The following is a 25,680-nucleotide window of genomic DNA, read 5'->3' as shown; positions in this document are numbered from 1 at the left end:
TCTGTACCCGATCCGGCACAAGCAGCCGGGCACCGACGCCTCGCCGAGCTCGACGGCCTGCGCTTGTGTCGCATCGACAGCAGATCTGGTGAGTCTGATTTTGCCTAGATGACTCCTCGCAAAGACCCGGACAGCGTCAGCCTGCCAGCTCCTGCAGCGCTGCCAGCAGCTGGTTCACATCCGCCTCGGTGTGCAGCGCCGACAGTGCGATGCGCAGCCGTGCCGTGCCCGCGGGCACGGTGGGGGGACGGATCGCCGGCACCCACAGACCGCGGCGGCGCAGTCCTTCCATAAGGCTGAGCGCAGCGTCATTGCGGCCCACCACCAGTGCCTGCACGGCCGTTTCCGATGGCAAAAGCTGCCATCCCGTGCCCTGCAGCAAGGGCTGCAGACCCGCGCGCAACTGGGCAATACGGGCCTGCAGCTGCTCGCGCAAAGCGCTGTGCTGCTCTATCAGCTGCAAGCTGGTCTGCAGGGCGCGCGCCAGCATCGCAGGGGCTGCGGTCGCAAAGGTGTAGCTGCGCGTTTTTTGCAGCAGCCATTCGATCAGCAGCGCATGGCCTGCCACAAAGGCCCCCGATACGCCGGCCGCCTTGCTCAGCGTGGCCATGTACAGCACGCGTGGCGAAGCCTTGGCCCCCGTCAGCCCTGCGGCCGCCAGGCTGCCGCGGCCTTGCGGGCCGAGCACGCCAAAGCCGTGGGCATCGTCGAGCAGCAGCAGGGCGTCGTAGCGCTCGCACAGGGCCAGCAGACCCTCGATATCAGCCACATTGCCGTCCATGCTGAAGACGGCATCGCTCACCACCAGCTTGCGCTGCACCGGGCAAGCAGCCAGCAGCTGCTCCAATGCGTCCAGATCGCCATGCTCGAAACGGTGGATCTGCGCGCGCGACAGACGACAGCCATCGATCAGGCTGGCGTGGTTCAGAGCGTCCGAAAAAATGGCGTCGCCCGCCCCCACCAGCGCCGGAATGATGCTGGCGTTGGTGGCAAACCCGGCATAGAAGTAAAGCGCACGGGGCAGTTGCACAAAACGGGCCAGCTCTTCCTCCAGCGCAGCATTGGCCGTGCTATGGCCGTTGACCATGGGAGAGCCGCCCGAGCCCACGCCAAAGTCCTGCGCACCGGCGCAGGCCGCCTCAATCATGGCCGGGTGCTGGGCCAGCCCCAGATAGTCGTTGCTGCAGAACTGCAGCATGGGCTGCCCGTCGACCAGGATGCGCGCGCCTTGCAGAGGCGCTACGGTACGACGGGTACGACGCAGCGCGGCGGCGTCCAGGACAGCCAGCTGCTGTGGAATATCCTGCAGCCAGAAATTGGAAGATGCAGTCATTGCCATTCCTTGGGCAAAGAGAAACTGGTCAGGCGCGGATCGGGATTGGCCTGCCACGGAATATCGGCCAGCAGCGGCGCGCCAAGCCGTCCCAGCTGGTTGCGCAGCCAGTCCATGTTTTCCTCGGGCACCAGCATCTGCGGCTCCACACGGCTGGCCACCCAGCCCGCCAGCGGCAAGCCGGCGGCGCGAATCGCCTCGGCAGTCAGCACCGCGTGGTTCAGGCAGCCGAGCTTGAGGCCCACCACCAGCACCACCGGCAGCTGCAGCGCCACGGCCAGGTCGGCAATGCAAAGAGAGTCCGACAGCGGCACGCGCCAGCCGCCCGCGCCCTCGACCACCACGGCATCGGCCTGCGCGGCCAATTGCCGGTAGGCGTCGAGAATCGGCGCCAGCGTCACCTCCACGCCCGCGCGCCGGGCCGCGATATGCGGCGACATGGGGTCGGGCAGCAGCACGGGGTTGTCCAGCGCTGCCGGCACGGCCAGTGTGGAGGCCGCACGCAAGGCCACCGTGTCTTCGTTGACCCAGCCGCCCTGCCCGTCGGGCTCGGCACCCGCGGCCACGGCCTTCATGCCCACCACACGTGGATGATGGCCTGCCAGTGCGTGCAGCAGTGCGCAGCTGGTCAGGGTCTTGCCCACACCGGTATCGGTGCCCGTGACGAAACAGCCGATCATGCGTTTCCCTTCTGCGCGGCAAGCTCCGCTTCCTGCTGCAAGGTGGTGTTCAGCGCAGCCAGCGCGGCCTGAGCCAGGTGAGCGATATCGGCATCGTCCAGCACATAGGGCGGCATGCAGTACAGCGTGCGTCCTATGGGGCGCAGCAGCAGGCCCAGATCCAGCGCCGCCTCGTGGTAGCGCTGCGCAAAGTCCGGCAGGGCGCTATCGATGTCCCAGGCCCAGATCATTCCCTGCTGGCGCGCGTTGCTGACGCGGGGGTGAGCATTCAGCCCGGCGAATGCAGCACTGATCTTTTCAGCCAGCTGCCGATTGGCGACCAACTGGTCCAGTTGCTCGAACAGCTCCAGCGTGGCCACGGCAGCGCGGCAGGCCAGCGGGTTTCCGGTATAGGAATGCGAGTGCAGAAAGCCGCGGGCGGCATCGTCGTCATAAAAAGCGGCATAGACCGCGTCGGTGGTCAGCACTGCCGACAAGGGCAGCGTGCCGCCGGTCAAACCTTTGGACAGGCAGATGAAGTCCGGCCTGATACCTGCCTGCTGATGGGCAAACAGGCTGCCGGTACGGCCAAAGCCCACGGCGATCTCGTCCACCACCAGATGCACCGAATAGCGGTCGCACAGCGCCTGGGCCAGGCGCAGGTATTCGGCGTCATGCATGGCCATGCCGGCGGCACACTGCACCAGCGGCTCCAGAATCAGGGCTGCGGTCTCCTGATGATGCGCCTGCAGCCAGGCCTCCAGGCCCTGTGCTGCACGGCGCGCCACATCGGCAGCGGATTCGCCGGGCCTGGCCTGGCGTGCATCGGGGCTGGGCACGGTGGCCGACAGACGCACCAGGGGGCCATAGGCGTCGCGAAACAGCGCAATATCGGTGACCGACAGCGCGCCTACGGTCTCGCCGTGGTAGCCGCCGGCCAGGCCCACGAAGCGGTGCTTGGCAGGATGCCCCTGGTTGCGCCAGTAATGGGCACTCATCTTCAGCGCAATCTCGGTGGCCGAAGCGCCGTCGCTGCCGTAGAACGCGTGACCCAGGCCGGTCAGACCGGCCAGGCGCTCGGACAGCTCGACCACGGGGGCGTGGGTGAAACCGGCCAGCATCACATGATCGAGCTTGTGCAACTGCTCGGTCAGCGCCGCCCGGATATGCGGATGCGAGTGACCGAACAGATTGACCCACCAGGAACTGATGCCGTCCAGATAGCGGCGGCCATCGGTATCCACCAGCCAGGGCCCGATGGCATGGTCAATGGCAATCGGCGGCGCAGCTTCGTGCCGCTTCATCTGGGTGCAGGGGTGCCAGACATGGCGCACGCTGCGGCTGGCAAGACTGTGGTCCATCAAAAAACTCCTGAGGCGAATCACCCGCCTTGCCAGATCGCAGGCACGGCGGGGCCTGACCTGCGCAAGATGCCAGGCCAGGCCATCCGGAAAGAGAAGCCCCGACGCGATGGCCGGGGAAGATTCAGGGATCAGCTCGCGGCCGATGTCCCCAGGCCCTTGAGGCCCAGCTTGCGCATCAAGGTGGTATCGGCCTGCACATCGGGATTGCCGGTCACCAGCAGCTTGTCGCCGTAGAAGATGGAATTGGCCCCAGCCATGAAGCACAGGGTCTGCACGGCCTCGCCCAGTTGCTGACGGCCGGCCGACAGGCGCACGCGGGCCTTGGGCATGGTGATGCGCGCCACGGCGATCACACGCACGAAGTCCAGCGGGTCCACCGGCTCGCTGTCGGCCAGCGGCGTACCGGGCACGGGCACCAGGCTGTTGATGGGCACGGACTCGGGGTAGGGCTGCATATTCGCCAGCTGGGCAATCAGGCCGGCACGGTGCACCTCGGTCTCGCCCATGCCGATGATGCCGCCGCAGCACACGCTGATGCCCGCATCGCGCACGGCCGCCAGCGTGTCCAGCCTATCCTGGTACTGGCGCGTGCTGACCACATCCTTGTAGTACTCGGGCGCGGTATCGAGATTGTGGTTGTAGTAGTCAAGACCCGCATCGCGCAGCGATGCCGCCTGGTGCGGCTGCAGCATGCCCAGCGTGGCACAGGTCTGCATGCCCAGTCCCTTCACAGCACCGATCAGCTCGTTCATCTTCTCGATATCGCGGTCCTTGGGCGCGCGCCAGGCAGCGCCCATGCAAAAGCGGGTGGCTCCGGCATCCTGGGCCGCCTTGGCGGCGCGGGTGACCTCGTCCACGCTCATCAGCTTCTCGGCCTTCACGCCCGTATCGAACTCGGCCGATTGCGGGCAGTAGCCGCAGTTCTCGGGGCAACCGCCGGTCTTGACGGACAGCAGGGTCGCCAGCTCGATCTCGCCCGCCGGCCAGTGTTCGCGATGCACGCTCTGGGCGCGGTGCAGCAAATCCAGAAATGGCATATCCAGCAGGGTCTGCACGGCCTCCACAGGCCAGCGCTGCGCTTCGGAGGCTGCGGCGGGCTTGGCCGGCGCATGCCAGTGCATGGTCTGGCTGCCGCAGGCGGCGGCTTGCTGTGTGTCGGCAGCGCGGACAGGACTGTCTTGCTCGGACTTGGTATGGGACATCGCGGTCTCTCCTCAATCGGGGGAATGCCGCGCATTTTGGGCAAAAAAATCAAGGATTTACAGAGCCCGCATGCAAATAGTTGACCACCAAAGAGTTGCAGCAAGAAGCGCTATTTTTGAATGTCATTTCAATGCATTTGACGGATTTTCAGCGCATATTCGAAACAGCCAGCCATAACTTCCGTCAACTGCAGCCCTTGTGCGCTCAATTCAACGCAATGCACCAGATTCACACCCTGGATTTCAACGAGGAAGAGCGTAGATATCGTCAAAAAACACGGTTTTTGGCGATTTTTACCCGGACAAGGTCCGACTCAGGGCCAAAAACAGTGCTGTGCCGTCCGTGCAAAGGCGGACAAACACCCAAAACTGGCGGATTTAATTCCCTCAACTCTTGTTGGACATTCACACCGAGCGCAAAAAAGCCGCAGCAAGGCTGCGGCTGGAGGGCGGGAAGCCTGGGCTCAGAAGGCGTGCGCCACGCCCACACCGAACGAAGTTCCCGAATCCGCGCCGTACTCGTAGCTCTTGCGGCCCAGACTGGCATAGAGCGTGGTGCGCTTGGACAGCGCGTAGTCGGCCCCCAGGGAGTAGAAATGATTGGTCTGCTCCTGCATGCGCTGGCGGCCATAGCCGGCCTTCAGCGTGGTCTGCCCCATCTGGTAGGTCGCGCCCAGCGTCAGGGCCTTGGCCGAGAGTGCCGTCTGGGCCACGCGCGAGTAGTCCCAGGCGGCCATCACGGCGGCTGCGCCAAAGCGGTATTTGCCAGCCACGAAAGTGTCCTTGTCACCGCTGCCGTTGCGCTCGAAGGCCAGCATGCCGCTCAGGCTGTCCGAGTCATAGTTGAGAGAGGCCGAGTAGCCACGCCCCTCACGGCGCAAGGTAAGCGGCACCTCGGTGCGCTCGGGCGAGGCGCTCAGATGCAGGGTGAATCCGCCCACCGTGGGCGAGTCGTAGAAGATGCCGTTGGCCATGCGCCCATACTCGGCCGTGCCGTTGTTGCTGTAGCGGTCGGTAGGCGTGAGGTAGTGCCACTGGTACCAGGCCGGCGAGGAAATGCGGTTGAAGTTGGCCCAGGGGTCGAATTTCCAGTCCTGCGACCACATGGCCGACAGGGCGCGACCCAGGCGCACGTGGCCAAAACCGCCTTGCAGGCCCACCGTGGACTCGTCGTGCCAGAACGGCTTGCTGCCCTGATCCTCCAGACGCCCGGTGTCGATATCGAAACGCGCGCTCAGACGGAAGGTGGCCTTGAGGCCGCCGCCCAGATCTTCCCAGCCGGCAATGGCCAGATTGCTGCGCTGAATCGTGCCGGCCTGGGCCGTGCCATCAAAGCCGCGATAGATGCCGCCATCGATCAGGCCGCCAATGCTGACGTTGGAAGACTGGGCTGCCGCAGGCTGCACGGCAGACAAAAGAGTGAAACATGTGGAACAAGCAATGCCAGTACGCAAGCGCATGCCGGTGGTTCTCCTTGAATTGTGAAGTCACTGCCCCCGCAGCCAGCCCTTGGCACAGCAGAAGACAGAGAAGGTCGAAGACCTGTGAGATGAGGCGATGACAGGCAGTCAGGCACGGCCTGATGCACTGAAGACAGCCGGAACATGGCTGGCAGCTGGGCTGCCAATTCCGACCCGAGAAGCCTGCTCAAAAAGCAGGCAACGAGACGCATTATGAAAGTTGGGCCTTGGCAGAGTCCAGCCCAGCGTCAGCTTGGTTCAGCCGCTGCGCGCCACGCCGGAAGCAGCCCAGATGCGGTTCATTTCGCTGCAAAACGGCTGGGCGCAGGGTGCCAGGCCCTGGTACTGACAGCCTTCGGTCATGCATAGATGCGAGCGGTGCTCGCTGCTGCGGCGCGGCACAGGCAGGGCATTGGCAGCCTGGGCCGCAGCCATCATCAGCCAGGGATCGGACTTGTTTTGCAGCAACTGCTGCACTTCCTGCGCCAGAGCCGGTGCGGGCAGGGCCAGGGGCAGACCGGCCATCTGTGCCGGCGTCGCCTGAGCCGCGCTCGCCGCGACGGGCTGCAGCTCCAGCCACAGCAACGCGCTGGTGGCAAGCGTGGTGGTCGCCGCCGACGACTGCGGCTGCACCACCAGAGCCAGAGGGCCGCTGCTCAAGACACCCGGATCCGCCATGGGCAGGCGCAGGGCCGTCCCCGGTCCCTGGGCTGCCGGGATGCTTGGCGCGCCAACAGCCTGCGCCCAGGCGGCGGGCACCTGCAATGTCAGGGAAAAGCTGCGTTCGCCTTGCGGCGTGACCAGCGTGCCTTGCTGCACCAGCCAGTTCTGCAGTTGGGGCAGACGCGGTGCGGCAGCGCCTCCTGCAGGTGCAGCCGCCATGCCCTGCTGCGCCTGCTCCAGCGCCACAGCCGCCGTGGGCGACAGGGCCGCAGCCGTCTGCAAAGCCGAGCTGGGTGGCTGTGCGCCAGACGCCGCAGCCTGCGCCAAGGCCTGCATCAGCGCAACCGATCCCTGCTGGCCGGCCAGCAGTTGCAAGGGCTGCGCCTGTCCCTGAAGGCTGACCTGAACCTGCGCGAGCAGGCCTTGCACAAATTGCTGCACGGCCGCTGGCAGGCCCTGACTGGGCCAGCTCGCCGCAGGCGCACCGGGCTGCGCTTGCACCTGCAGGGCCAGCTGCGCAATCAGATGCTCAAAGGCCTGGAGCTTGAGGTTCTGCAAGGTTTGCGGCGACCACTGCACCATGCTGGTCGCCGGGGACGCAGCTTGAGCGGCAGGCAGTTGCTGCGCTGCGGGAAGGCCTGAGGCAGCGGCTGCCGCCACATTGCCGGCCTGCGCAGCCGCCTGGCCCGTGGGAACGGACACGGGCAGTACGGGGGCAACGGGTTGCAGTGGTGCAGTCATGCGGTCATCAGTGCTGGGGCATCAAAGCCGGAATCAGGCCATTGTGCCCGCCCCCTGCGGATAAGCATCGCAAAAAAGAGCAGCCAGCGCTTGTGGCTCCAGCACCAGGGGTTCCCGCGCCGGGGCCGCGTGGTTCAGCCTGCGATCAGAAGCGCGCGCCAGGGACGAACCATTGCGGGCAGAATCAGGCTTCTGCCGGGTAGAACAGCTTGCGCGTGGTCGTGTTCTGCACGGCCTTGGCAATGGCACCGATATGGTCGGGCGTGGTGCCGCAGCAGCCGCCCACGATATTGACCAGACCTTCGGCCGCAAACTCGTGCACCAGACGGCTGGTGATCTCGGGCGTTTCGTCAAAACCGGTGTCGCTCATGGGATTGGGCAGGCCGGCATTGGGGTAGCAGCTGATGAAGGTGTCGGGAGCCGCCTTGGCCAGCTCCTGCACATAGGGACGCATCAGCGTGGCACCCAGCGCGCAGTTCAGGCCCACGGACAGCGGGTTGCTATGGCGCACGCTGTGCCAGAAGGCCGTCACGGTCTGTCCGCTCAGAATGCGACCCGAGGCATCGGTCACCGTGCCGCTGATCATGATGGGCAGGCGCTCGCCGGTCTGCTCGAAGGCCTCGTCCACGGCAAACAGCGCGGCCTTGGCGTTGAGGGTGTCGAAGATGGTCTCGACCAGGATCACGTCGGCACCGCCTTCAATCAGCGCCAGCGTCTGCTCCAGATAGGCCTGACGCAACTGCTCGAAGGTGATGTTGCGCGCGGCGGGGTCATTCACATCGGGGCTGATGGAGGCCGTCTTGGGCGTGGGGCCCAGGGCGCCGGCCACATAGCGCTTGTGATCGGGCGTGCTGTACTTGTCGCAGGCCGCACGCGCCAGCTGGGCGCTCTTGAGGTTCATCTCATAGGCCAGATCGGCCATGTGATAGTCCTCCTGCGCAATCGTGGTCGCACCAAAGGTGTTGGTCTCGATCAGATCGGCGCCGGCAGCCAGGTATTTCTCATGAATGTCGCGAATCACGTCGGGACGGGTCAGCGACAGCAGCTCGTTGTTGCCCTTGACGTCATGGGCGAAGTCCTTGAAGCGCTCGCCCGCACCGTCGGCACCGGCATAGCCTTCGCCGCGATACTGCGCCTCGCCCAGCTTGAAACGCTGAATCATGGTGCCCATGGCGCCGTCAAGAATGACGAGGCGCTTGGCAAGCGTTGCGGGCAGCTCCTGGGCTCGGGTGTAGGCGGGGGTGGGGTGCGACTGGCTCATAGGCCGCCATTGTAGGAAAGCTGGCAGGCTTTGCCGGACAGCCGGGCATTGCCCTGCTGCCAGCGCCTATTCCGATGGCAGGCCTGCCGGGTAGCGAGCCTTGGCCATGCGGAACGTCAGATTCCAGCGTTCATTGCCAAGCAGCGGGTGCTGGCCCTGCTTGAGCGGGGCGACGCCATGAAACACCAGGCGCGAGGGCCCGCCCCAGACCAGCACATCGCCATGAGTGAGCGCCAGGCGCCGGGTGGGACTGTGGCGTGTCAGCCCGCCCCAGAGAAAGCTGCAAGCCAGGCCCAGCGAGACCGAGACTATGGGCGCAGCAAAGTCGCTCTCGTCCTGATCGCGGTGCAAACCCATGCGCGCGCTCGGCTGATAGCGGTTGATCAGGCAGGCATCGGGCGCAAAGCCCAGATAGCCGGCCAGCGCCGCAGCCCTGGCCGCCTGCTCGCCCAGAAAAGCGGGAATGGCAGGCCAGGGCTTTCCGGTTTGCGGATCGACGGCGCTGTAGCGATAGCCCTGCAGATCCGAAATCCAGCCCCAGCCGCCGGCGTTGCTGATCGCCACCGACATGAACTTGCCCCCGGGCACCTGCATGGTGCGAAATGCGGCCCGCGTCTGCAAGGCCGTCACCTCGGCCACCCAGCGCTGCTCCTCGGCTGCCGCGAAGCCGCGCAGCAGCACGGCGCCGTCATCAATGGTTTCGGCGGGCAGGGGGTCGAGAGGAAACAGCGAAAGCGTCATTGCAACGCCATCATAGGCCTGGCAGGCGGCTGCCCCTCCCAGCCACCGGCCAGCGCCTGGTACAGCGCCACGGCGGCACGCAGGCCGCGCGCGCGGCTGTCGGCCGCAGCGTCCTGGGCCGCGTAGAGGTCGCGCTGCGCGTCCAGCACCTCGTACAGGCCCACGCTGCCCAAGCGGTAGCGGCGCTGCGCGAGCTGCTCGGCGCGTGCACGCTGCTCGGCGGCCTGGGTCAGATGGGCGTCCTCGCTGCGGGTGCGCGTGAGAAGCACCAGGGCATTCTCCGTGTCCTCCAGCGCCAGCAGCACGCTTTGCTGGTACTGGGCCAGCGCGGCCTGGGCGCCCGCCTCGCCGGCAGCGATGCGCGCGCGCACGCGGCCCACGTCGAGAAAAGACCAGTCCACGCCCAGAAATACGCTTCGGCTGGCACTGCCGGCCTCGAACAGCGCGCCCGCACCAAAGGCAGAGCTGCCCAGCAGGCCGCCCAGCGACAGTCGCGGGAACAGCTCGGCCGTAGCCACACCCACCCGCGCCGTGGCGGCATGCAGACGCGCCTCGGCGGCTGCCACATCGGGGCGACGGCGCAACAGCTCGGCGGGCGTGCCGGGAGCGATGGTCTGCGGCAGTTGCGGCAACGCGGCCGGCGCGTCCAGCGCCGCGATCAGTGCCTCGGGCACCTGGCCGGTGAGCACGGCCAGGCGGTGCTGGGCTACGGCGATCTGAGCCTGCAGCGCCGGAATGCGCGAGCGCGTGGTCTCCAGCAGCGCCTGGGCGCGCGCCAGGTCGAAGTCGGAGCCGCTGCCATGGGCCAGCCGCAGCTGCACCAGGCGCAGCGTGTCCTGCTGATTGGCGGCATTGGCCTCGGCCAGATGCAGGCGCTGTTGCCAGCCGCGCAGATCGGCGTAGCTGGCAGCGACCTGGGCCGCAATGGCAACCTGCAGCGCGGCCAGATCGGCGGCACTGGCACGCAGCTCGGCGCTGCCGGCCTCGATGCTGCGGCGCACGCGACCGAACAGGTCCAGCTCCCAGCTCGCGTTGATGCCGGCGCTGTAGCTGCGCTGGCTGCGCGGCCCGCTTGCTGCCTGGCTTTCGCTGCGTCTTTGCTGCAGCGCCTGGCCCGAAAGGGTGAGCGTGGGAAGCTGATCAAGACGGCTCTCGCGCAGCAGGGCCTGGACCGCATCCAGCCGCGCCAGCGCGCCGCGCAGATCCTGGTTGGCACGCAGGGCCTGCTCGACCAGCTGCGTGAGCTGCGCATCCTGGAACTGACGCCAGAATGCGGCATCGGGGGCTGGCTGCGGCGCGTTGGCAGGCTGCGTGCTGGCAGGCGGCTCGGCCCGCGCGAACTGCGCGCCGGCCTGGGGCAGCTCGGGCGTGCGGAAATCGGGGCCTACGGCGCAGCCTGCGAGCAGGGCCGAAAGGCCCGCCACGGCCCATGCCAGCGCATGCCGGCGCAGAGGTTGGGGGATCTCAGACATGGCGGCTCTCCAGGGATGCGGGTGCAACAGTTGAAGCGGGTTGGGCAGGCGTGCGGGTCGCCAGCGAACGGCCCGACAGGCGGCGCAGCGTGACGTAGAACACCGGCGTGAGGAAGAGACCGAACAGCGTCACGCCGAGCATGCCCGAGAACACCGTCACGCCCGTGGCCGCGCGCACCTCGCTGCCCGCGCCGCTGCCGATCAGCAAGGGCACGGCGCCCGCGATGAAGGCGATGGAGGTCATGACGATGGGACGCAGCCGCAGGCGGCAGGCTTGCAGCGCGGCATCGACGATGGACGAGCCGCGCATCTCCAGCTCGCGTGCGAACTCCACGATCAAAATCGCGTTCTTGCAGGCCAGGCCCATGAGCACCACCAGGCCCACCTGCACGAAGACATTGTTGTCTCCCCCGGCCAGCCACACGCCGAACAGCGCCGCGCAGATACACACGGGCACGATCAGGATCACGGCCAACGGCAGGGTCCAGCTCTCGTAGAGCGCGGCCAGCACCAGAAAGACCAGCATCACGGCAATGACGAAGACCACGGCTGCGGCATGGCTCTGCTCGACCTGCTGGTAGCTCAGATCCGTCCAGGCCAGCTCGATGCCGCGCGGCAGCGTGCGCTGCGCGATCTCCTGCAGCTTGGTCAGCACCTCGGCCGAGGACAGCAGGCGCGGATCAGAGTCGCCGATCAGGTCGGCGGCCGGAAAGCCGTTGTAGCGCAGCACCGGATCGGGCCCGTAGCTGGGCACCACGGTGACCATGGAGCCTATGGGCACCATCTCGCCGCGCGCGTTGCGCGTGCGCAGCTGGGCGATGTCCTCCACGGCCTGGCGGTGGTCGGCATCGGCCTGCAGCATCACGCGCCAGACGCGGCCGAAGGCGTTGAAGTCGTTGACATAGACCGAGCCCAGATAGGCCTGCAGGGTCTGGAACAGATCGGTCAGCGCCACGCCCTGGGCCTTGGCCTTGATGCGATCCACCTTCACTTCCAGCTGCGGGATGTTGGACTGGTAGCTGCTGACCGGGTAGGTCATGCCGGGCGTCTTGGCGATCTCGGCCTGAAAGGCCGCAAGCGCCTGCTGCAGCGCTGCATAGCCCAGACCTGCGCGGTCCTGCAGGAACAGCGAATAGCCCGATCCGTTGCCCAGGCCCTGTATGGGCGGCGGCATCAGCGCATAGGCGAAGCCACCCTCGATCTGCGCGAACTTGGCGCCCAGCTCGGCGTTGATCTCCTCGGCGCTGCGGGTGCGCTCGCCAAAGGGCTTGAGCATGATGTAGGAGCTGGTCAGATTGGGCGTGGTCGTGGACTGCAGCGCATTGAAGCCCGCGAAGGCGGCGACCATGTCCACGCCATCCACGCTCTTGGCCGCCTCCACCATCTGGCGCGTGACCGCATCGGTGCGGTTCAGCGACGCGCCCTCTGGCAGCTTGGCACCGGCAAACAGGTAGAGCTTGTCCTGCATGGGAATGAAGCCCCCGGGCACGGCGTGGAACAGCACGGCAGTGCCGGCCAGCAGCGCCGCATAGACCGCGAACACCAGACCGCGTCGATGCAGCGAGCGGCCCACCGAGTTCTGGTAGCCGTGGGCGCTGCGATCGAAGAAGCGGTTGAAGGGCCGGAAGAGCCAGCCCAGGCCCTTGTCGATGACACGCGCCAGCGCGTCGCGCGGTGCGCCGTGCGGCTGCAGCAGCTTGGCCGCCAGCGCGGGCGACAGGGTCAGCGAGTTGATGGCCGAGATCACCGTGGAGATGGCAATGGTCACCGCGAACTGCTGGTAGAACTGGCCCGTGACGCCGCTGAGAAAAGCCATGGGCACGAAGACCGCGCACAGCACCAGGGCGATGGCGATGATGGGCCCCGAGACTTCCTTCATGGCCAGATGGGCAGCCTCCTGCGGACTGTGACCCTGCTCGATGTAGCGCTCCACGTTCTCGACCACGACGATGGCGTCGTCCACCACGATACCGATCGCCAGCACCAGGCCGAACAAGGTCAGCGTGTTGATCGAGTAGCCCAGCAGGTACAGGCCCGCGAAAGTGCCGATGATGGACACGGGCACGGCCAGCAGCGGAATGATGGAGGCGCGCCAGGTCTGCAAAAAGACGATGACCACCAGCACCACCAGGATCACGGCTTCGATCAGCGTGCTCTGCACGGCCTTGATCGAGTCGCGCACAAAGACCGTGGGGTCCCAGACGGACTCGAAGACCACGCCTTCGGGAAGATCCTTGGAGAGCCGCTCCATGGCCGCGTAGACCTGCTCGGCCACGCCCAGCGCATTCGCACCGGGCGACAGGAAGATGCCCACGGCCGCCATGTTCTTGGTGTCGCTCCACGAGCGCAGCGTGTAGTCGCTGGCGCCCAGCTCGATACGCGCCACGTCGGCCAGACGCACGACCTGGCCGTCTTCGCCGCTCTTGAGCACAATGTCCCCGAACTCCTCGGCCGTCTTCAGCCGCCCGCGCACATTGATGGACAGCAGCTTGTCGGACTTCTGCGCACTGGGCTCGGCGCCCAGCTGACCGGCCGAGACCTGGATGTTCTGCTCGCGAATGGCGGCGATCACCTCGCCGGCCGTGAGCTGGCGTGCCGCCACCTTGTGCGGATCCAGCCAGACGCGCATCGCGTAGTCGCCCGCGCCGTAGATGCCCACGTCGCCCACACCGGGAATGCGCGCCAGCACATCCTTGATCTTGAGCGTGACATGGTTGCGCAGATACAGCGCGTCATGCGCGCCGTCGCGGGACACCAGGCCCACGTACATCAGCGGCGTGGAGGCCTGCTTCTGCGTGGTCACGCCGAACTGTCGCACCTCCTCGGGCAGCCGGCTCTGGGCCTGGCTGACACGGTTTTGCACGCGTACGGCGGCGGTGTCGGGGTCGATTTCGGGGCGGAAGGTGGCCACCACCTGCAGGCTGCCGTCGGACGCCGCGACCGACTTCATGTACATCAGGCCTTCGACCCCGTTGATGGCTTCCTCCAGCGGCACGGCCACCGACTCGGCGACCTCCTTGGGATTGGCCCCCGGATAGGTGGCGCGCACCACCACGCTGGGCGGCACGACCTCGGGATACTCGCCCACAGGCAGCTGCGGAATCGCGACCAGCCCCACGGCAAACATGATGATGGAGAGCACGACCGCGAAGATGGGCCGGTCTATGAAGAATTTGGAGAAGTCCATGGCACTTCCCCTTACTGCACAGCGGCCGGCGCGGGTTGCGCGGCCGCTGCCGCTGCTGCCACCGGCCTGGGATTGATGAGCATGCCGGGGTAGTAGATGCGCTGCACCCCGCCCACCACCAGCCGGTCACCCGCAGCCAGGCCCTTTTCCACCAGGCGCCTGCCATCGACCATGCGGCCCAGCGTGAGGTCGCGACGCTCGGCCAGATTGCCTTCGCCCACCACATAGACGTACTTGCGGTCCTGGTCGGTGAGAACGGCCTTGTCGTCGATCAGCAGCGCCTGGGGCTCGGCCTCCTGCCGCTGCGGGCCACTTTGCATCTGCACGCGTGCAAACAGGCCTGGCGTCAGCGTCCGCTCGGGGTTGGCCAGACGCGCGCGCAGGCGCATGGTGCCCGTGCCCGGCTGCAGCTGGTTGTCGCTGAAGTCCAGCGTGCCCGTATGGGCAAAGCCGTCGTCGCCGACCAGGGCGATGCGCACCGCGCGGCCCTGGCCGGCCAGACCGGCCTTCTGGTAGCGCAGAAAGCTGTGCTCGTCGGCATCGAAATACACATACACCGGGTCCTGCGAGACCAGGGTGGTCAGCACGCTCTGGTCGGCCTGGGCCATATTGCCTACGGTGAGCAGGGCGCGGCTGGCACGGCCCGTGATGGGCGCGCGCACCTCGGTGAAGTCCAGCTGCAGCCGCGCGATAGCCAGCTCGGCCTCGGCCGCGCGCACCTGGGCCGTGGCCTGGGCCAGCGTTGCGGCCCTTGTGTCTGCCTCCTCGCGCGAGACCGCATTCTCGGCCACCAGCTGGCGCGCGCGCTGATCCTGCGTCTGCGCCAGCCCGGCAGCGGCACGCGCGCGTTCGAGCTGGGCCTGGGCGCTGGCCAGGGACGCGCGATAGGGCCGCTGGTCGATCACGAACAGCAACTGGCCCTTCTTCACCTCCTGACCTTCGACGAAGGCGATGCGCTCGATATATCCCGACACGCGCGAGCGCAGCTGCACCGACTCCACGGCCTCGATGCGGCCGTTGAACTCGTCCCAGGGGCGTATGGCCTGCAAGGCGACCTCGGCCACCTGCACCTCGGGCGCGGGCGGTGGGCCGTTGCTGGCATGTGCATCGCCCGCGCCGGAACGGCTGCAGCCGGAAAGCAGGGCCAGCGCCGCCACGGCGCTGGCAAGCATGGTAGGCCGCAGCTGCGGTGCTTGGAAGACAAACATGAGACTCTCTCCTTCAGGAAACGGCCGTGCACGGCGTGCTGCGGCGCTTTACGGGCACACCCGTCCCTGCGCAGCGCGTGGCGCGCAATGGACGTCGTGGAAAACAGGTTGAAAACGGGGCCTGCCGGCCTTCAGACCGAGGCCCCGGACACAGGCCGCAGCCCGGGCCACGCAGGCTGCAGCGGTGCTCTGCGCTGCGCCAGAAAGCGCCGCGGCGAGCTACCCACCGCCTTGCGGAACATGGTCACGAAGGCAGGCGCACTTTCGTAGCCGAGGGCGTCTGCCACGGTCTGTATGCGCTGCCCTTCCGAGAGCTGCTGCAGCGCGGTAAGCACATGGAGCTGACGACGCCACTGGTTGACGGTGAGGCCTGTCTCGGCCAGAAACAGCCGGGTCATGCTGCGCTCGCTCATGCCTATGCGCTGCGCCCAATCGGCCAGCCGAACCTGCAACTGCGGCTCGGCGCACAGGGTGCTGGCCATGCGGCGCAGACGCCGGTCACGCGGCATCGGCAGGTGCAGACCCTCGGGCTGTGCCGCCTGGATCTCGTCGATCAGCACCTGCATCAACCGGCCGTCACCGTCATCAACACGGTAGTGCTGCGGCAACGCCTGCACGCGCTCCAGTAGCGCACTCAGAAATGGCGATACCGCCAGCGCATGACAGGGGCCGGTCATTGGACGCGCCGCCCCCGCTGCCACGAAGACGATGTAGCCGCTGGCCGCGCCGCTGAAGCTGACGCGATGCGGCATGCCGCCTTCGATCCAGGCGGCGCTGCGCGGCGGAACCACACAGACGCCAGCATCGGTCTCCAGCGTGATCAGTCCCACATTCGTGACCATGAGCTGACTCTTGCGATGGGCATGGAAGTCCATGCCCCAATCCCCCGGGCCCGACTGCATGGGCAGCACGATCACCGGGCGGTCCACCTGGTCGGGATCCCACATTCCGAACCTGTCCTGCAGCGAGGCTTCATCCACGGCATTCATCGCTTTTCCCTCATTCCATTTCAATCGCTCTCAAGAAGCTCCAGCGCTCGCTCGCGCGCCTCATGCGTGGAGGCCACCAGCAGCATCGGATAACCCCATGCCTTGCCGAACATCTGCGCCAAGGCCTGGGCCTGTTCTCGCTTTTGCGCATCGGGCTCGGCATGAACCAGAGCGCGAACCAGGCTTTTGAGCTGGCTGCGGCGGGCTTTCATCCAGAGCACCACCTGCTTGCGCTCCTCGGGCGAGCGATCCTCCTGGGACATGTCGCCGTCGCTGTAGAAGACAAAGGCCTGGCCGCGATCGAGCAGAGCCGAGAAATCCGCCAGCAAGCGGTCCATTGGCTGGGCCTTGTCACGCTCGTAGCTCATGCGGACCAGTGGATAGCTGCTGCTGTCGATGTACATGGAACCTCCCGTCTATGTTTACCAATAAAAATGCGTCTCATTACTTTATGAGTGAACAGCAGCGGCGTCATTGCAACTTTCAGCCAAAGAATTTCTCAGTCCGGCCAACTGGCCTTCATGGACTGCCTCAGCGGACTTGCCCGGCTCCTGCGCTATCGATCACAATGGCTCACATTCTTCAAGTTCAAGTTAACTTGAAGTCAAGCCCCGAGGAAAGACATCATGAAAATTGAGGATGATCCGCTGATGAGCATCAGCGACTTCGCGCAGCGCAGCGGCGTCAACGCATCGGCGCTGCGCTTTTACGAGTCGCTGGGTCTGATCGAATCGGTGCGCAGCAGCGGCGGAAGGCGGAGCTACCACCGCTCGGGCCTGCGGCGCATTGCCTACATCGTGTTTGCGCAGCGCGTGGGGTTCACGCTGGAGGAGATCGCCGCGCAGCTGGCGCGGCTGCCGACGCGGCATGTGCCCACGGGCGGCGACTGGCAGAAGATGTCGCGCATCTGGCAGCAGCGGCTGGACGAGCGCATCGACGAGCTCCAGCGTCTGCGCGACAGCCTGAACCAGTGCATAGGCTGCGGCTGTCTGTCGCTCAAGGTCTGCAGCATGTACAACCCCGACGACCAATGCCAGCGCGGCGGCCCGGGGCCGCGCCGCTGGCTTGGCGATGCGCTACAGCCCGAGGGCCACTAGCCTTGCCCTCGCCTCGCCCTCGCCTTGGGCTCAGCGGCCGCTGGTTTGGGCGAAGGCCACAACGGCCTGCAGCAGGCGCTGCATGGTGGGCTGGATACGGGCCGCGACCTCGGGCAGGTAGTCAAACGGCATCTGCTCCTGCATATAGCTGGACTGCGTCATCTCCAGCTGCACGGCATGGAAGCCCTGCTCCGGCTGGCCATAGTTGCGCGTGATGAAGCCGCCCTTGAAGCGGCCATTGAGCACGCTGGTGTGACCCGGTGCCTGCTGCGCGATGTCCAGCAGTTGCTGGGCCAGCGCCGGCGCACAGCTCTTGCCGTCGGCGGTGCCCAGGTTCAGGTCGGGCAGCTTGCCCTCGAAAAAGCGCGGCAGCACCGAGCGGATGCTGTGGGCGTCCCACAGCATGGCCACGCCGTGCTGGCTCTTGATGCGATCGAGCTCGGCGCGCAGTTGCGCGTGATAGGGCTGCCAGTAAAGCTCGCGGCGGCGCGCGACTTCCACCTCGTCGGGCTCCAGGTCCTTGCTGGCATACAGAGGCTCGCTGTCAAAGCCATCGACCGGGCACAGCCCGGTCACGCTCTGGCCCGGATAGAGGCTGGCGCCATCGGGCGGACGGTTCAGGTCGATGACATAGCGCGAATGCGTGGCGACCAGCATGGATGCGCCCAGCGCCCGGGCAAAGTCGTAGAGCTGCGGCATGTGCCAGTCGGTGTCGTGGACTTCGCGCCCTTCGGGCGTGAGCCTGGCAGCGATGTCGGGCGGCACATGGGTGCCGGTATGCGGCATGGAAATCAGCAGCGGTGCCGTACCCTGGTGAAAGACAAAGGGTGGAACGGATGGGCTCATGGAGCGTCTCTCTTGTGTCAAAAATCTGATGGCAAGCCGCGCTCAGGCGCCTTGCAGCAATGCCTTGCGGGCCTGGACAAAGCCCTGTTGCGCGACCTCGTGCAGCGCATGGCGGCCCGACTGCACGCGCTGCTGGCCGCGAACCCAGACATCGGCAATGGCCGAAGTGCGATGGCTGGCAAACACATGGGCGGCATGACCGCTGTCGGCAGGCAGACCGTTGAGGGCCACATGCCGGGCATCGAGCACCACGAAGTCGGCCTGCTGGCCCACGGCCAGACCGGCAATGGCACGGCCCGACGCCTGGGCACCGCCGGCCACTGCCTGCAAGGTCATGGAGGTCGCCACCTGCGGCTGGACGCCGCCGCCAAGCACATTGCGCTGACGCAGGTTCAGGCGCTGGCTGTATTCGAGCATCAGCAGCTCTTCGGCCGCATTGACCGTGGCGTGGCTGTCCGAGCCAATGCCCCAGCGGCCGCCATGCCTGAGCCACGCCGGCATGTCGAAAATGCCGTCGCCGAGATTGGCTTCGGTGGTGGGGCAGATGCCGGCCACGGCAGCGCTGCGAGCCGCGCCTGCATATTCCTCGGGCGTCATATGCGTGGCATGAACCAGGCACCAGCGCGCATCGACAGGCGCATGGTCGAGCAGCCATTGCACGGGGCGCTGACCGCTCCAGGCCAGGCAGTCATCCACCTCCTGGGTCTGCTCGGCGATATGGATGTGCACGACAGCCTTTGGCAGCATGGCGTGCAGGCCTGCGAGCGCGGTTTTCAGGCTGTCCGGCGGCACGGCGCGCAGCGAGTGCGGAGCCAGGCCCAGAGCGGCCTGCTGCGCCCTGGTCACGGGCTCCAGCTGCTGCAGCAGGCAGAGCATATTGTCCGTGCTGCGAATGAAGCGGGCCTGATCCTCGCGAGGCGGCAGGCCCCCGAAACCGCTGGTCTGATAGAGCACGGGCAGCAAGGTCATGCCTATGCCCGTCTTCTGCGCCGCACGCAGCAGCGCCAGGGACAGGCTGGCATCGTTGGCATAGGGCTTGCCGCCCACATCATGGTGCACATAGTGGAACTCGCAGACCGAGGTGTAGCCGGCCTCCAGCATTTCCAGGTACAGCCAGGTCGCGATCGCCTCCAGGGCTTCGGGCGTCATGCGGTTGGCAAAGCCGTACATCAGCTTGCGCCAGCTCCAGAAGCTGTCCTGCGCCTGGCCGCGGAATTCGGTCAGCCCGCCGAAGGCGCGCTGGAAAGCATGCGAGTGCAGATTGGGCATGCCGGGGATCACCGGACCTGCGGCGCGGATGGCGGTATCGACCTCGCCGGCCTCGCCGCTTTGCGGATCTACATCGGTGAGCACCTCGGCCAGACGCCCGCTCTCATCCCAGCTCAGCAGGACGTTGCGCGCCCACCCCGTGGGCAGTAAGGCGTCTTCGGCAAAGAGTGTGCCGCTGGAGAAGGAGGAGTGCATGATCATTTCGAAATGCCTGAAGGAGATAAAGCCAAACGCTGGCCACGGGCCGCAAGCGCCAGCGCAGCCACGGCCAGCAAGGCCAGAGTGGCGCTGACCTGGATGGCCAGGGTGTAGCCGCCAGTCTGGTCGAACACCCAGCCGGACGCGCTGGCGCCGGCGACTGCCGCCAGCCCCACGCTGATGTAAAGAATGCCCAAAATGGCCCCCAGCCGCAAGGTGCCGAACCACTGGGCGGCCAGGACGGGAAACAGGGCGATGCAGCCGCCGTGCGCCGCACCGAACAGCAGGGAAAAAACGGCCAGCGCAGCCCAGCCATGGGCCTGCCACCACAGCAGGTGCAGCAGGGCCAGAAATATGCTCAGACCCATGAGCAGACGCAGCGCACCCAGCCGGTCGCCGAGACCGCCCAGCAGCGGTCGGCCCAGCACATTGCCGGCGCCTATCAAGGCGATCAGCCACTGGCTTGAAACGGCATCGATATCCAGGCCCTGGGCCATGGGAGCGATATGCACCAGGGCGGCAAACAGACTCACCGAAGCCAGGAAAATGGCGAGAAAAAACCAGCCGAAGCTGCTGCTGCGCAAGGCCTGGGACAGCTCCATGCCCTGCGCCTGGGCTGCAGCCTGAGCAGGGTGAGGATCACCGTCGCAGCTCAGGCCCAGCTGCGAGGGCTGGCCGACCATGGACAGCGCGGCCGGCAGTCCCAGCAGCAAGATGACGAGCGCAAACCACTGCATGGCGATCTGCCAGCTCTGCTGCTCCAGCAGCCAGCCCGCAAACAGCGGCGCGGCGAACGTGCCGACGCCGGTGCCGGCCGAGGCCAGGCCGGAGGCACGGCTGCGCAGCCTTATGAACCAGCGCTGCACGGCCACCAGGGCCGGTACGTAGATCAGGCCCACGCCACCGCCCACAAACAGGCCAAAAACCACGAACAGCTGCGCCAGCGAGCGGGTCTGGCTGGCCAGCGCAAAGCCTGTGGCCAGCAGCAAGACCCCCGCACCGGTCACGCGACGCAGGCCTATGCGGTCGGCCAGGGTACCGGCAATGGCTCCCACGCAGTAATACAGCAAAGCCGTCACGGCAAACAGCGAGCCCACCGAGAAGCGGCCCGCATCGAACTGCGTCTGGATGCTCTTGAAAAAAGCGCCAAAGGAATAAGCCGCACCGAAGGCCAGGGCGAGCAGGCCATGGGCCGCCGCAACAATCGTCCAGCCCCGGAACAGCTTCATGCCTCAGGCCTCGAACGCGGCCAGCAAGGCCTGCACAAAACGCGCGTTGTCGCCTTCGGTGCCTATGGACACGCGCAGGAAATTCTCGAAGCCGGGCTCCTTCCAGGGCTTGACGATCACGCCCTGCCTGAGCAGCGCCTCGGTCACCGGGGCATTGGGACGGCCCAGGTCGAGAAACAGGAAGTTGGCTACCGAGGGCGCAATGCGCAGGCCTTGCAGCGGCCGGCCCGGCCCTGCCAGCGCCAGCAGCTGTCTGCGCAGATCTTCGCGCAACGCCACCGTGGTCGCCACACCGCTGCGCATGTGCGCAGGATCGCTCCAGGCAGCCAGCGCCGCGCGCTGGGCCGCCATGTTCACATTGAAGGGCGAGCGTACCTTGTCCATCAGGCCCACCAGCTCGGCGCTGTCGGCCATACCGTAGCCCACGCGCAGGCCGGCCAGGCCCCAGGCCTTGGAGAAGGTGCGCAGCACGATCCAGGGCCCGACCCGTGCCTCCAGCATGGCCAGCACATCGGGGTAGTCATCGTCATGCAGCGCGTATTCGTAATAGGCCTCATCCACCACCAGCACGGTGTGGGCGGGCGTGGCCTCCAGCACCTGTGCAAACTGCGCCGCATCCAGCATGCAGCCCACGGGGTTGGACGGGTTGGGCAGGAAGGCGATCTTGGGGGCCTTGGCCACGGCAGCGCACCAGCGGGCCACATCGAAGCCCAGCTCATCGTTCAGATCGAGGAGCTCGACCTGCGCGCCCATCATCTTCGGATAGATTTCGTGCAGGCCGAACACGGGACGCTGGGTCACCACCAGATCGCCGGGGGCCAGAAAGACCTCGCAGAGAATCTTGATCAGGTCTTCCGAGCCGTCGCCGAACACCAGGCGCCCGGCAGACAGCCCCGTGCGCTTGGCAATGGCTTCGCGCAAGGCCGTGCAGTTGGCATCGGGATAGTTGCCCACATCGTTGGCCACTTCGGCAATCGCCCGGCGCACCGAGGCGCTGGCGCCAAAAGGGTTCTCGTTGCTGGCCAGGCGGGCAATATCGGTCACGCCATAGCGCGCCCGCACCGCCTCATTGGACAGGCCGGCGTTGTATGCGGGCAGCGGGCGCACCTGGGCACGGGCCAGCGAGGCCACCAGGGAATTCGTCATAGATCAAACACCTTTCCGGGATTCATCAGGCCCAGGGGATCGAGGGCCAGCTTGATGGCCCGCATCGCCGCCAGCTCCGCGGGCGTGCGGCTGTTGCTCAGATACGGCTTCTTGTGCAGGCCGATGCCGTGCTCCGCGGAGACGCTGCCCTGCATCTCGCCCACGATGCGGTAGAGAAGCTCCTCCACCTGCTCGCATTCGCCGTTGACGGTCTTGCCATCCACCGAGACATGGAGATTGCCGTCGCCCACATGGCCGAAGTACAGCGCCTGGTGACCAGGCCAGCGAGCGGCAAAAGCCTGCATGCAGGCTTCGGCAAAACGGCCGATGTCCGCCTGGGGCAGGCTCACATCGAAGTTGATTGCGGGATGCATATTGTTGTTGAGCTCGGCCGGGGCCTCGCGCAGCTTCCACAGCTGCTGCACCTGGGCGACCGACTGGGCCACGATGGCATCGAGCACCTCGCCGGCTTCCATGGCTTCCTCGAGCACCTGCTGCACATCGCCTTGCAGCTGCGCCTCGTCCTTGCCGTCCACATTGATCAGGGCCAGCAAGGGGTAGCGCTGCTCAAAAGGCGCGGCGAGCTTGAGCCAGGCCATGGAGGCCTGCACAAAGCTGTCCCACATCAGCTCGTAGGCCGCGACGCTGTTGCCGAAGCGCGATTGCATGCGCTTGAGCACAGCCAGCGCCGCGTCGAAATCGGGCATGGCCACCAGCGTCGTGGCCGTGGCCTGGGGCGCGGGACGCAGGCGCAGCAGCACGCGGGTGATGATGCCCAGCGTGCCTTCGGCTCCGATGAAGAACTGCTTGAGGTCGTAGCCCGTGTTGTTCTTGATCATGGGGCGCAGCATGGGCAGCACCGTGCCGTCGGCCAGCACCACCTCCAGGCCCAGCACCTGCTCGCGCATCATGCCGTGCTGCAGCACGCCGTTGCCACCCGCATTGGTGGAGACATTGCCGCCGATCTGGCAGCTGCCGCGAGCGCCGAGATCCACGCCGAACACCATGCCGACATCGACCGCCGCCTCCTGCACGGCTTGCAGGGTGACGCCGGCCTGCACCTGCATCAGTCCGGTCTTGGCATCGATGTCCTCGATGCGATTCATGCGATCCAGCGACAGGGCCACTGCCCCCTCCATCGGAACCGCGGCACCGGCCAGGCCGGTCAGACCGCCCTGCGGGACTACCGCAACCCTATGGGCGCTGCACAGGCGCATGACCGCGCTGACTTCCTCCGTGGTGCGTGGGCGCACCAGCGCCAATGGCTGCTGGGGCGGCGTGCCGCTCCAGTCGGTGCGACAACGCTCGGGCGTGTCCGTGCCGCGCAGCGCCACGTCGGCACCCAGAGTGGAGATCAGTTCATTGAGAAATTGTTCGTGAGACATCAGCAACCTTTCGCGCTCCCCGCATTCAGGCTTTGGCTTGCTGTGCAATCAGGCCCTGGCGCACCACCGTACAGTCAGGCTTGTTGCCGAACCAGTAGGCCAGCTCTGCTGCCTGCTGCACGGGCCAGAGCACGAAATTGGCGGGGCGACCCACGGCAATCAGGCCTTGCTCGTCCTGCAGGCCCAGAGCCTGCGCGGCATGCCGGGTGATACCGGCCAGAGCCTCGGGAACCGTCAGACGGAACAGCGTGCAAGCCATATTGGCCATGAGCAGCAAGCTCAAGCATGGGGAGGTACCCGGATTGTGATCGGTAGAAACGGCCATCGGGACCTTGGCGGCCCTTAATTCCTCAATCGGGGGCACTTTGGTGTCGCGCAGCGTGTAGAAGGCCCCGGGCAGTAGCACGGCCACGGTGCCGGCCTTCTTCATCTCGGCGATGCCGTGCTCGGACAGATGCTCGATATGGTCGCAGGACAGCGCGCCATAGCGGGCCGCGAGGGCCGCACCCTCCATATTCGACAGCTGCTCGGCATGCAGCTTGACGGGCAGGCCCAAGGCCTTGGCCGCCTGGAAGACCTGCTCGGTCTCGGCCAGCGAGAAGGCAATGCGTTCGCAGAACACATCGACGGCATCGATCAGACCTTCGGCGGCCAGCGCCGGCAACATGTGCTCGCAGACCAGATCCGTGTATTCCTGGCTGCGGCCCGCGTACTCGGGCGGCAGCGCATGGGCCCCTAAAAACGTGGTGCGCACGGTCACGGCACACCGCTCGCCCAAGCGCCGTGCGGCACGCAGCTGCTTGCGCTCGTGCTCGAGTGCCAGGCCGTAGCCAGACTTGATCTCTATGGCCGTCACGCCTTCGGCCAGCAACTGCTCGAGACGCGGCAGCGCCAGTGCCACCAGCTCGTCCTCCGACGCTTCGCGCGTGGCCCTGACGCTGGAGACGATGCCGCCGCCGGCCCTGGCCACTTCCTCGTAGCTGGCCCCGGCCAGGCGCATGGCGAATTCGTTGGCACGCTCGCCGCCATAGACCAGATGGGTGTGGCAGTCGATCAGGCCCGGCGTGGCCAGGCGCCCTGCGCCATCGTGTCTGGGCAGCGCCTGGTATTGGGCAGGCATGGCGTCCTGTGGGCCCACCCAGACCATGCGGCCCTGCTCCACCACGATGCAGGCAAGCATGCCCTCGGGAATATCCGCCACCTCGGAGACATACAGCTGCGGCGCCAGACGCAGGTTGTGCCAGCAGCCGTCGGCTGAGACTGCGGGATGGGGATTAGCTTGCGCCATGGCGATGCTCCTCGTGTTCGATGACGACAATTCAAACCATGAAGCTCCTTATTTCATAGCTTCATGCGCTTGCCTCTCTTGATTTTTCATATCAATAAGCATTGAAATGACCAACCAAAGCGCGCAAGCTGCTCCTGTTTCAGCTGTTCGGCGTCAGGCTGACCATGATCAGCCTGGCCTGCTCACCCTGCGCGACCAGCGGCTCGTGCCGGACGCTGCTCCACCACAGGCCCTGGCCGGCTTGCAGTATCCGCCCGTCGGCGCATTTCCAGCCACCTTGCAACACCATGCAAAGCCCTGCGGCGCTCAGCCCCGCCTCGGCCTGGCCGCCGAGCTGCTCCAGCCGGGCCGACCATTGTCCGCGCCGGGTCATGACATTGAAGTCGCTGGACGGGCCGCCCAGCAGATCGCAATCCAGCGCCATATCGCCCGAAAAGGCGAAGGGCTGCCAGCGCTCGGTCAATGCATGCTCGAGCCCGGCCTGGGCGCTGTGCAGCCGCACCCCGTCGCCATCGAGCAGCATGATCTGCCGGTCTATGCCCGGAAATGCCGAAAACGGGCCGGCCTGGGCAATCGTGGCCACGCTCACGCGCCAGCCAAAGCTGTCCATGCCCGCGCCCTGCGGCCAGCAGACAATCTCGCGCGTGCTGCCGCCCCCGTTCTTCCACGGGCTGGGCGCAATCTGGTTCAGGTCAAAGCGTTGCATCGATCAAAAGCACAAAAACTACAACAAAACGCAGCTTAAAACTGGCGCGGCCCAGGCGAGAGACAGCGAGGAAGGGCCGTCCCGCACCGAGGCTGTCGTCCCCCTCCCGCGCAGCGAGAGAGGGGGAAGGCGCGTAAGCGCCTCAGGGGGTGACAGTTACTTGACCATCGGCAGGTTGAGCCCATGGCGCTTGGAAGCTTCCACTGCAATCTCGTAGCCTGCATCGGCATGGCGCA

The 25,680-nt window shown here is 66.3% G+C and carries 21 protein-coding genes and 1 pseudogene; 1 reads left to right on the top strand and 21 read right to left on the bottom strand.

What is annotated here, in order from left to right; translation table 11 throughout:
* Positions 1-9: 9 nt before the first annotated feature.
* The 14 genes and pseudogenes from P353_RS30325 to P353_RS14880 form a co-directional block, all read right to left on the bottom strand.
* Positions 10-99: pseudogene (locus tag P353_RS30325) on the bottom strand (DUF4102 domain-containing protein); the annotation flags it as partial.
* Between the two features lie 37 nt (positions 100-136).
* Positions 137-1,333, bottom strand: coding sequence for an 8-amino-7-oxononanoate synthase (gene bioF / locus P353_RS14940; RefSeq protein ID WP_080750552.1), 1,197 nt, complete (start codon positions 1,331-1,333; stop codon positions 137-139).
* Entirely contained in the window at positions 1,330-2,013 is a 684-nt protein-coding gene (gene bioD, locus P353_RS14935) for a dethiobiotin synthase (protein ID WP_034370920.1), read from the bottom strand. Before bioD ends, bioF begins: the two co-directional genes overlap by 4 nt.
* Positions 2,010-3,353, bottom strand: a complete 1,344-nt coding sequence (bioA, locus tag P353_RS14930; RefSeq protein WP_034370917.1) for an adenosylmethionine--8-amino-7-oxononanoate transaminase — start codon at positions 3,351-3,353, stop codon at positions 2,010-2,012. Before bioA ends, bioD begins: the two co-directional genes overlap by 4 nt.
* Before the next feature lie 131 nt (positions 3,354-3,484).
* On the bottom strand, positions 3,485-4,477 hold the full coding sequence (bioB, locus tag P353_RS14925) for a biotin synthase BioB (protein WP_034371026.1): 993 nt from the start codon (positions 4,475-4,477) through the stop codon (positions 3,485-3,487).
* A gap of 545 nt (positions 4,478-5,022) precedes the next feature.
* Positions 5,023-6,018 carry a porin gene (locus P353_RS14920; RefSeq protein ID WP_034370913.1) on the bottom strand — a complete coding sequence of 332 codons (996 nt, stop codon included), beginning with the start codon at positions 6,016-6,018 and terminating at the stop codon, positions 5,023-5,025.
* A 258-nt stretch (positions 6,019-6,276) separates the two neighbouring features.
* Complete coding sequence (locus tag P353_RS14915; protein WP_034370910.1) at positions 6,277-7,422, bottom strand: hypothetical protein; 1,146 nt, start codon at positions 7,420-7,422, stop codon at positions 6,277-6,279.
* Between the two features lie 184 nt (positions 7,423-7,606).
* Positions 7,607-8,683 (bottom strand): homocysteine S-methyltransferase family protein, encoded by a 1,077-nt coding sequence (locus P353_RS14910; RefSeq protein ID WP_034370907.1) that lies wholly within the window; start codon positions 8,681-8,683, stop codon positions 7,607-7,609.
* Positions 8,684-8,749: 66 nt separating this feature from the next.
* Positions 8,750-9,424 (bottom strand): DNA oxidative demethylase AlkB, encoded by a 675-nt coding sequence (alkB, locus tag P353_RS14905; RefSeq protein ID WP_034370904.1) that lies wholly within the window; start codon positions 9,422-9,424, stop codon positions 8,750-8,752.
* Positions 9,421-10,896, bottom strand: coding sequence for an efflux transporter outer membrane subunit (locus P353_RS14900; protein WP_034370901.1), 1,476 nt, complete (start codon positions 10,894-10,896; stop codon positions 9,421-9,423). The genes alkB and P353_RS14900 overlap by 4 nt, the downstream gene beginning before the upstream one ends.
* Positions 10,889-14,083 (bottom strand): efflux RND transporter permease subunit, encoded by a 3,195-nt coding sequence (locus tag P353_RS14895; protein WP_034370899.1) that lies wholly within the window; start codon positions 14,081-14,083, stop codon positions 10,889-10,891. The genes P353_RS14900 and P353_RS14895 overlap by 8 nt, the downstream gene beginning before the upstream one ends.
* Before the next feature lie 11 nt (positions 14,084-14,094).
* Entirely contained in the window at positions 14,095-15,291 is a 1,197-nt protein-coding gene (locus P353_RS14890; protein WP_034370896.1) for an efflux RND transporter periplasmic adaptor subunit, read from the bottom strand.
* Between the two features lie 131 nt (positions 15,292-15,422).
* A complete protein-coding gene (locus P353_RS14885) occupies positions 15,423-16,280 on the bottom strand; it encodes a helix-turn-helix domain-containing protein (protein WP_034370893.1) in 858 nt (285 codons plus the stop codon).
* Between the two features lie 20 nt (positions 16,281-16,300).
* Positions 16,301-16,684, bottom strand: coding sequence for a hypothetical protein (locus P353_RS14880; RefSeq protein ID WP_034370890.1), 384 nt, complete (start codon positions 16,682-16,684; stop codon positions 16,301-16,303).
* A gap of 222 nt (positions 16,685-16,906) precedes the next feature.
* Between P353_RS14880 and soxR the strand changes: the two genes are divergently transcribed.
* Positions 16,907-17,377, top strand: a complete 471-nt coding sequence (gene soxR / locus P353_RS14875) for a redox-sensitive transcriptional activator SoxR (protein WP_034370889.1) — start codon at positions 16,907-16,909, stop codon at positions 17,375-17,377.
* A gap of 30 nt (positions 17,378-17,407) precedes the next feature.
* On the opposite strand, the gene hutG is transcribed toward soxR, so the two are convergent.
* The 7 genes from hutG to P353_RS14840 all read right to left on the bottom strand — a co-directional run bounded on the left by hutG (position 17,408) and on the right by P353_RS14840 (position 25,444).
* Positions 17,408-18,223 (bottom strand): N-formylglutamate deformylase, encoded by an 816-nt coding sequence (hutG, locus tag P353_RS14870; RefSeq protein ID WP_034370886.1) that lies wholly within the window; start codon positions 18,221-18,223, stop codon positions 17,408-17,410.
* A gap of 42 nt (positions 18,224-18,265) precedes the next feature.
* Positions 18,266-19,693 carry a formimidoylglutamate deiminase gene (locus tag P353_RS14865; RefSeq protein WP_034370883.1) on the bottom strand — a complete coding sequence of 476 codons (1,428 nt, stop codon included), beginning with the start codon at positions 19,691-19,693 and terminating at the stop codon, positions 18,266-18,268.
* The gene (locus P353_RS14860; protein WP_034370880.1) at positions 19,690-20,919 is read right to left on the bottom strand and encodes an MFS transporter; all 1,230 of its coding nucleotides are present in this window, start codon (positions 20,917-20,919) and stop codon (positions 19,690-19,692) included. The genes P353_RS14865 and P353_RS14860 overlap by 4 nt, the downstream gene beginning before the upstream one ends.
* 3 nt (positions 20,920-20,922) lie before the next feature.
* Positions 20,923-22,065, bottom strand: coding sequence for a histidinol-phosphate transaminase (locus tag P353_RS14855; RefSeq protein ID WP_034370878.1), 1,143 nt, complete (start codon positions 22,063-22,065; stop codon positions 20,923-20,925).
* Positions 22,062-23,450 carry an FAD-binding oxidoreductase gene (locus tag P353_RS14850; protein WP_034370875.1) on the bottom strand — a complete coding sequence of 463 codons (1,389 nt, stop codon included), beginning with the start codon at positions 23,448-23,450 and terminating at the stop codon, positions 22,062-22,064. Before P353_RS14850 ends, P353_RS14855 begins: the two co-directional genes overlap by 4 nt.
* Positions 23,451-23,475: 25 nt before the next feature.
* Positions 23,476-24,738, bottom strand: a complete 1,263-nt coding sequence (gene hutI / locus P353_RS14845; protein WP_034370872.1) for an imidazolonepropionase — start codon at positions 24,736-24,738, stop codon at positions 23,476-23,478.
* 139 nt (positions 24,739-24,877) lie between these two features.
* Entirely contained in the window at positions 24,878-25,444 is a 567-nt protein-coding gene (locus P353_RS14840; protein WP_034370869.1) for a HutD family protein, read from the bottom strand.
* Positions 25,445-25,680 lie beyond the last annotated feature (236 nt).

Origin of the sequence: Comamonas testosteroni (genome assembly GCF_000761245.1) — a bacterium.
Classification (GTDB): domain Bacteria; phylum Pseudomonadota; class Gammaproteobacteria; order Burkholderiales; family Burkholderiaceae_C; genus Comamonas; species Comamonas testosteroni_C.
Note: the sequence above shows the minus strand (reverse complement) of the source record. Positions and strands in the feature narration are given on the sequence as shown.

Bases quoted from the DNA above. Each gene is read 5' to 3' on its own strand.
- bioF (WP_080750552.1), bottom strand. From the start codon at position 1,333: ATGACTGCATCTTCCAATTTCTGGCTGCAGGATATTCCACAGCAGCTG.
- bioD (WP_034370920.1), bottom strand. From the start codon at position 2,013: ATGATCGGCTGTTTCGTCACGGGCACCGATACCGGTGTGGGCAAGACC.
- bioA (WP_034370917.1), bottom strand. From the start codon at position 3,353: ATGGACCACAGTCTTGCCAGCCGCAGCGTGCGCCATGTCTGGCACCCC.
- bioB (WP_034371026.1), bottom strand. From the start codon at position 4,477: ATGCACTGGCATGCGCCGGCCAAGCCCGCCGCAGCCTCCGAAGCGCAG.
- P353_RS14920 (WP_034370913.1), bottom strand. From the start codon at position 6,018: ATGCGCTTGCGTACTGGCATTGCTTGTTCCACATGTTTCACTCTTTTG.
- P353_RS14915 (WP_034370910.1), bottom strand. From the start codon at position 7,422: ATGACTGCACCACTGCAACCCGTTGCCCCCGTACTGCCCGTGTCCGTT.
- P353_RS14910 (WP_034370907.1), bottom strand. From the start codon at position 8,683: ATGAGCCAGTCGCACCCCACCCCCGCCTACACCCGAGCCCAGGAGCTG.
- alkB (WP_034370904.1), bottom strand. From the start codon at position 9,424: ATGACGCTTTCGCTGTTTCCTCTCGACCCCCTGCCCGCCGAAACCATT.
- P353_RS14900 (WP_034370901.1), bottom strand. From the start codon at position 10,896: ATGTCTGAGATCCCCCAACCTCTGCGCCGGCATGCGCTGGCATGGGCC.
- P353_RS14895 (WP_034370899.1), bottom strand. From the start codon at position 14,083: ATGGACTTCTCCAAATTCTTCATAGACCGGCCCATCTTCGCGGTCGTG.
- P353_RS14890 (WP_034370896.1), bottom strand. From the start codon at position 15,291: ATGTTTGTCTTCCAAGCACCGCAGCTGCGGCCTACCATGCTTGCCAGC.
- P353_RS14885 (WP_034370893.1), bottom strand. From the start codon at position 16,280: ATGAATGCCGTGGATGAAGCCTCGCTGCAGGACAGGTTCGGAATGTGG.
- P353_RS14880 (WP_034370890.1), bottom strand. From the start codon at position 16,684: ATGTACATCGACAGCAGCAGCTATCCACTGGTCCGCATGAGCTACGAG.
- soxR (WP_034370889.1), top strand. From the start codon at position 16,907: ATGAAAATTGAGGATGATCCGCTGATGAGCATCAGCGACTTCGCGCAG.
- hutG (WP_034370886.1), bottom strand. From the start codon at position 18,223: ATGAGCCCATCCGTTCCACCCTTTGTCTTTCACCAGGGTACGGCACCG.
- P353_RS14865 (WP_034370883.1), bottom strand. From the start codon at position 19,693: ATGATCATGCACTCCTCCTTCTCCAGCGGCACACTCTTTGCCGAAGAC.
- P353_RS14860 (WP_034370880.1), bottom strand. From the start codon at position 20,919: ATGAAGCTGTTCCGGGGCTGGACGATTGTTGCGGCGGCCCATGGCCTG.
- P353_RS14855 (WP_034370878.1), bottom strand. From the start codon at position 22,065: ATGACGAATTCCCTGGTGGCCTCGCTGGCCCGTGCCCAGGTGCGCCCG.
- P353_RS14850 (WP_034370875.1), bottom strand. From the start codon at position 23,450: ATGTCTCACGAACAATTTCTCAATGAACTGATCTCCACTCTGGGTGCC.
- hutI (WP_034370872.1), bottom strand. From the start codon at position 24,738: ATGGCGCAAGCTAATCCCCATCCCGCAGTCTCAGCCGACGGCTGCTGG.
- P353_RS14840 (WP_034370869.1), bottom strand. From the start codon at position 25,444: ATGCAACGCTTTGACCTGAACCAGATTGCGCCCAGCCCGTGGAAGAAC.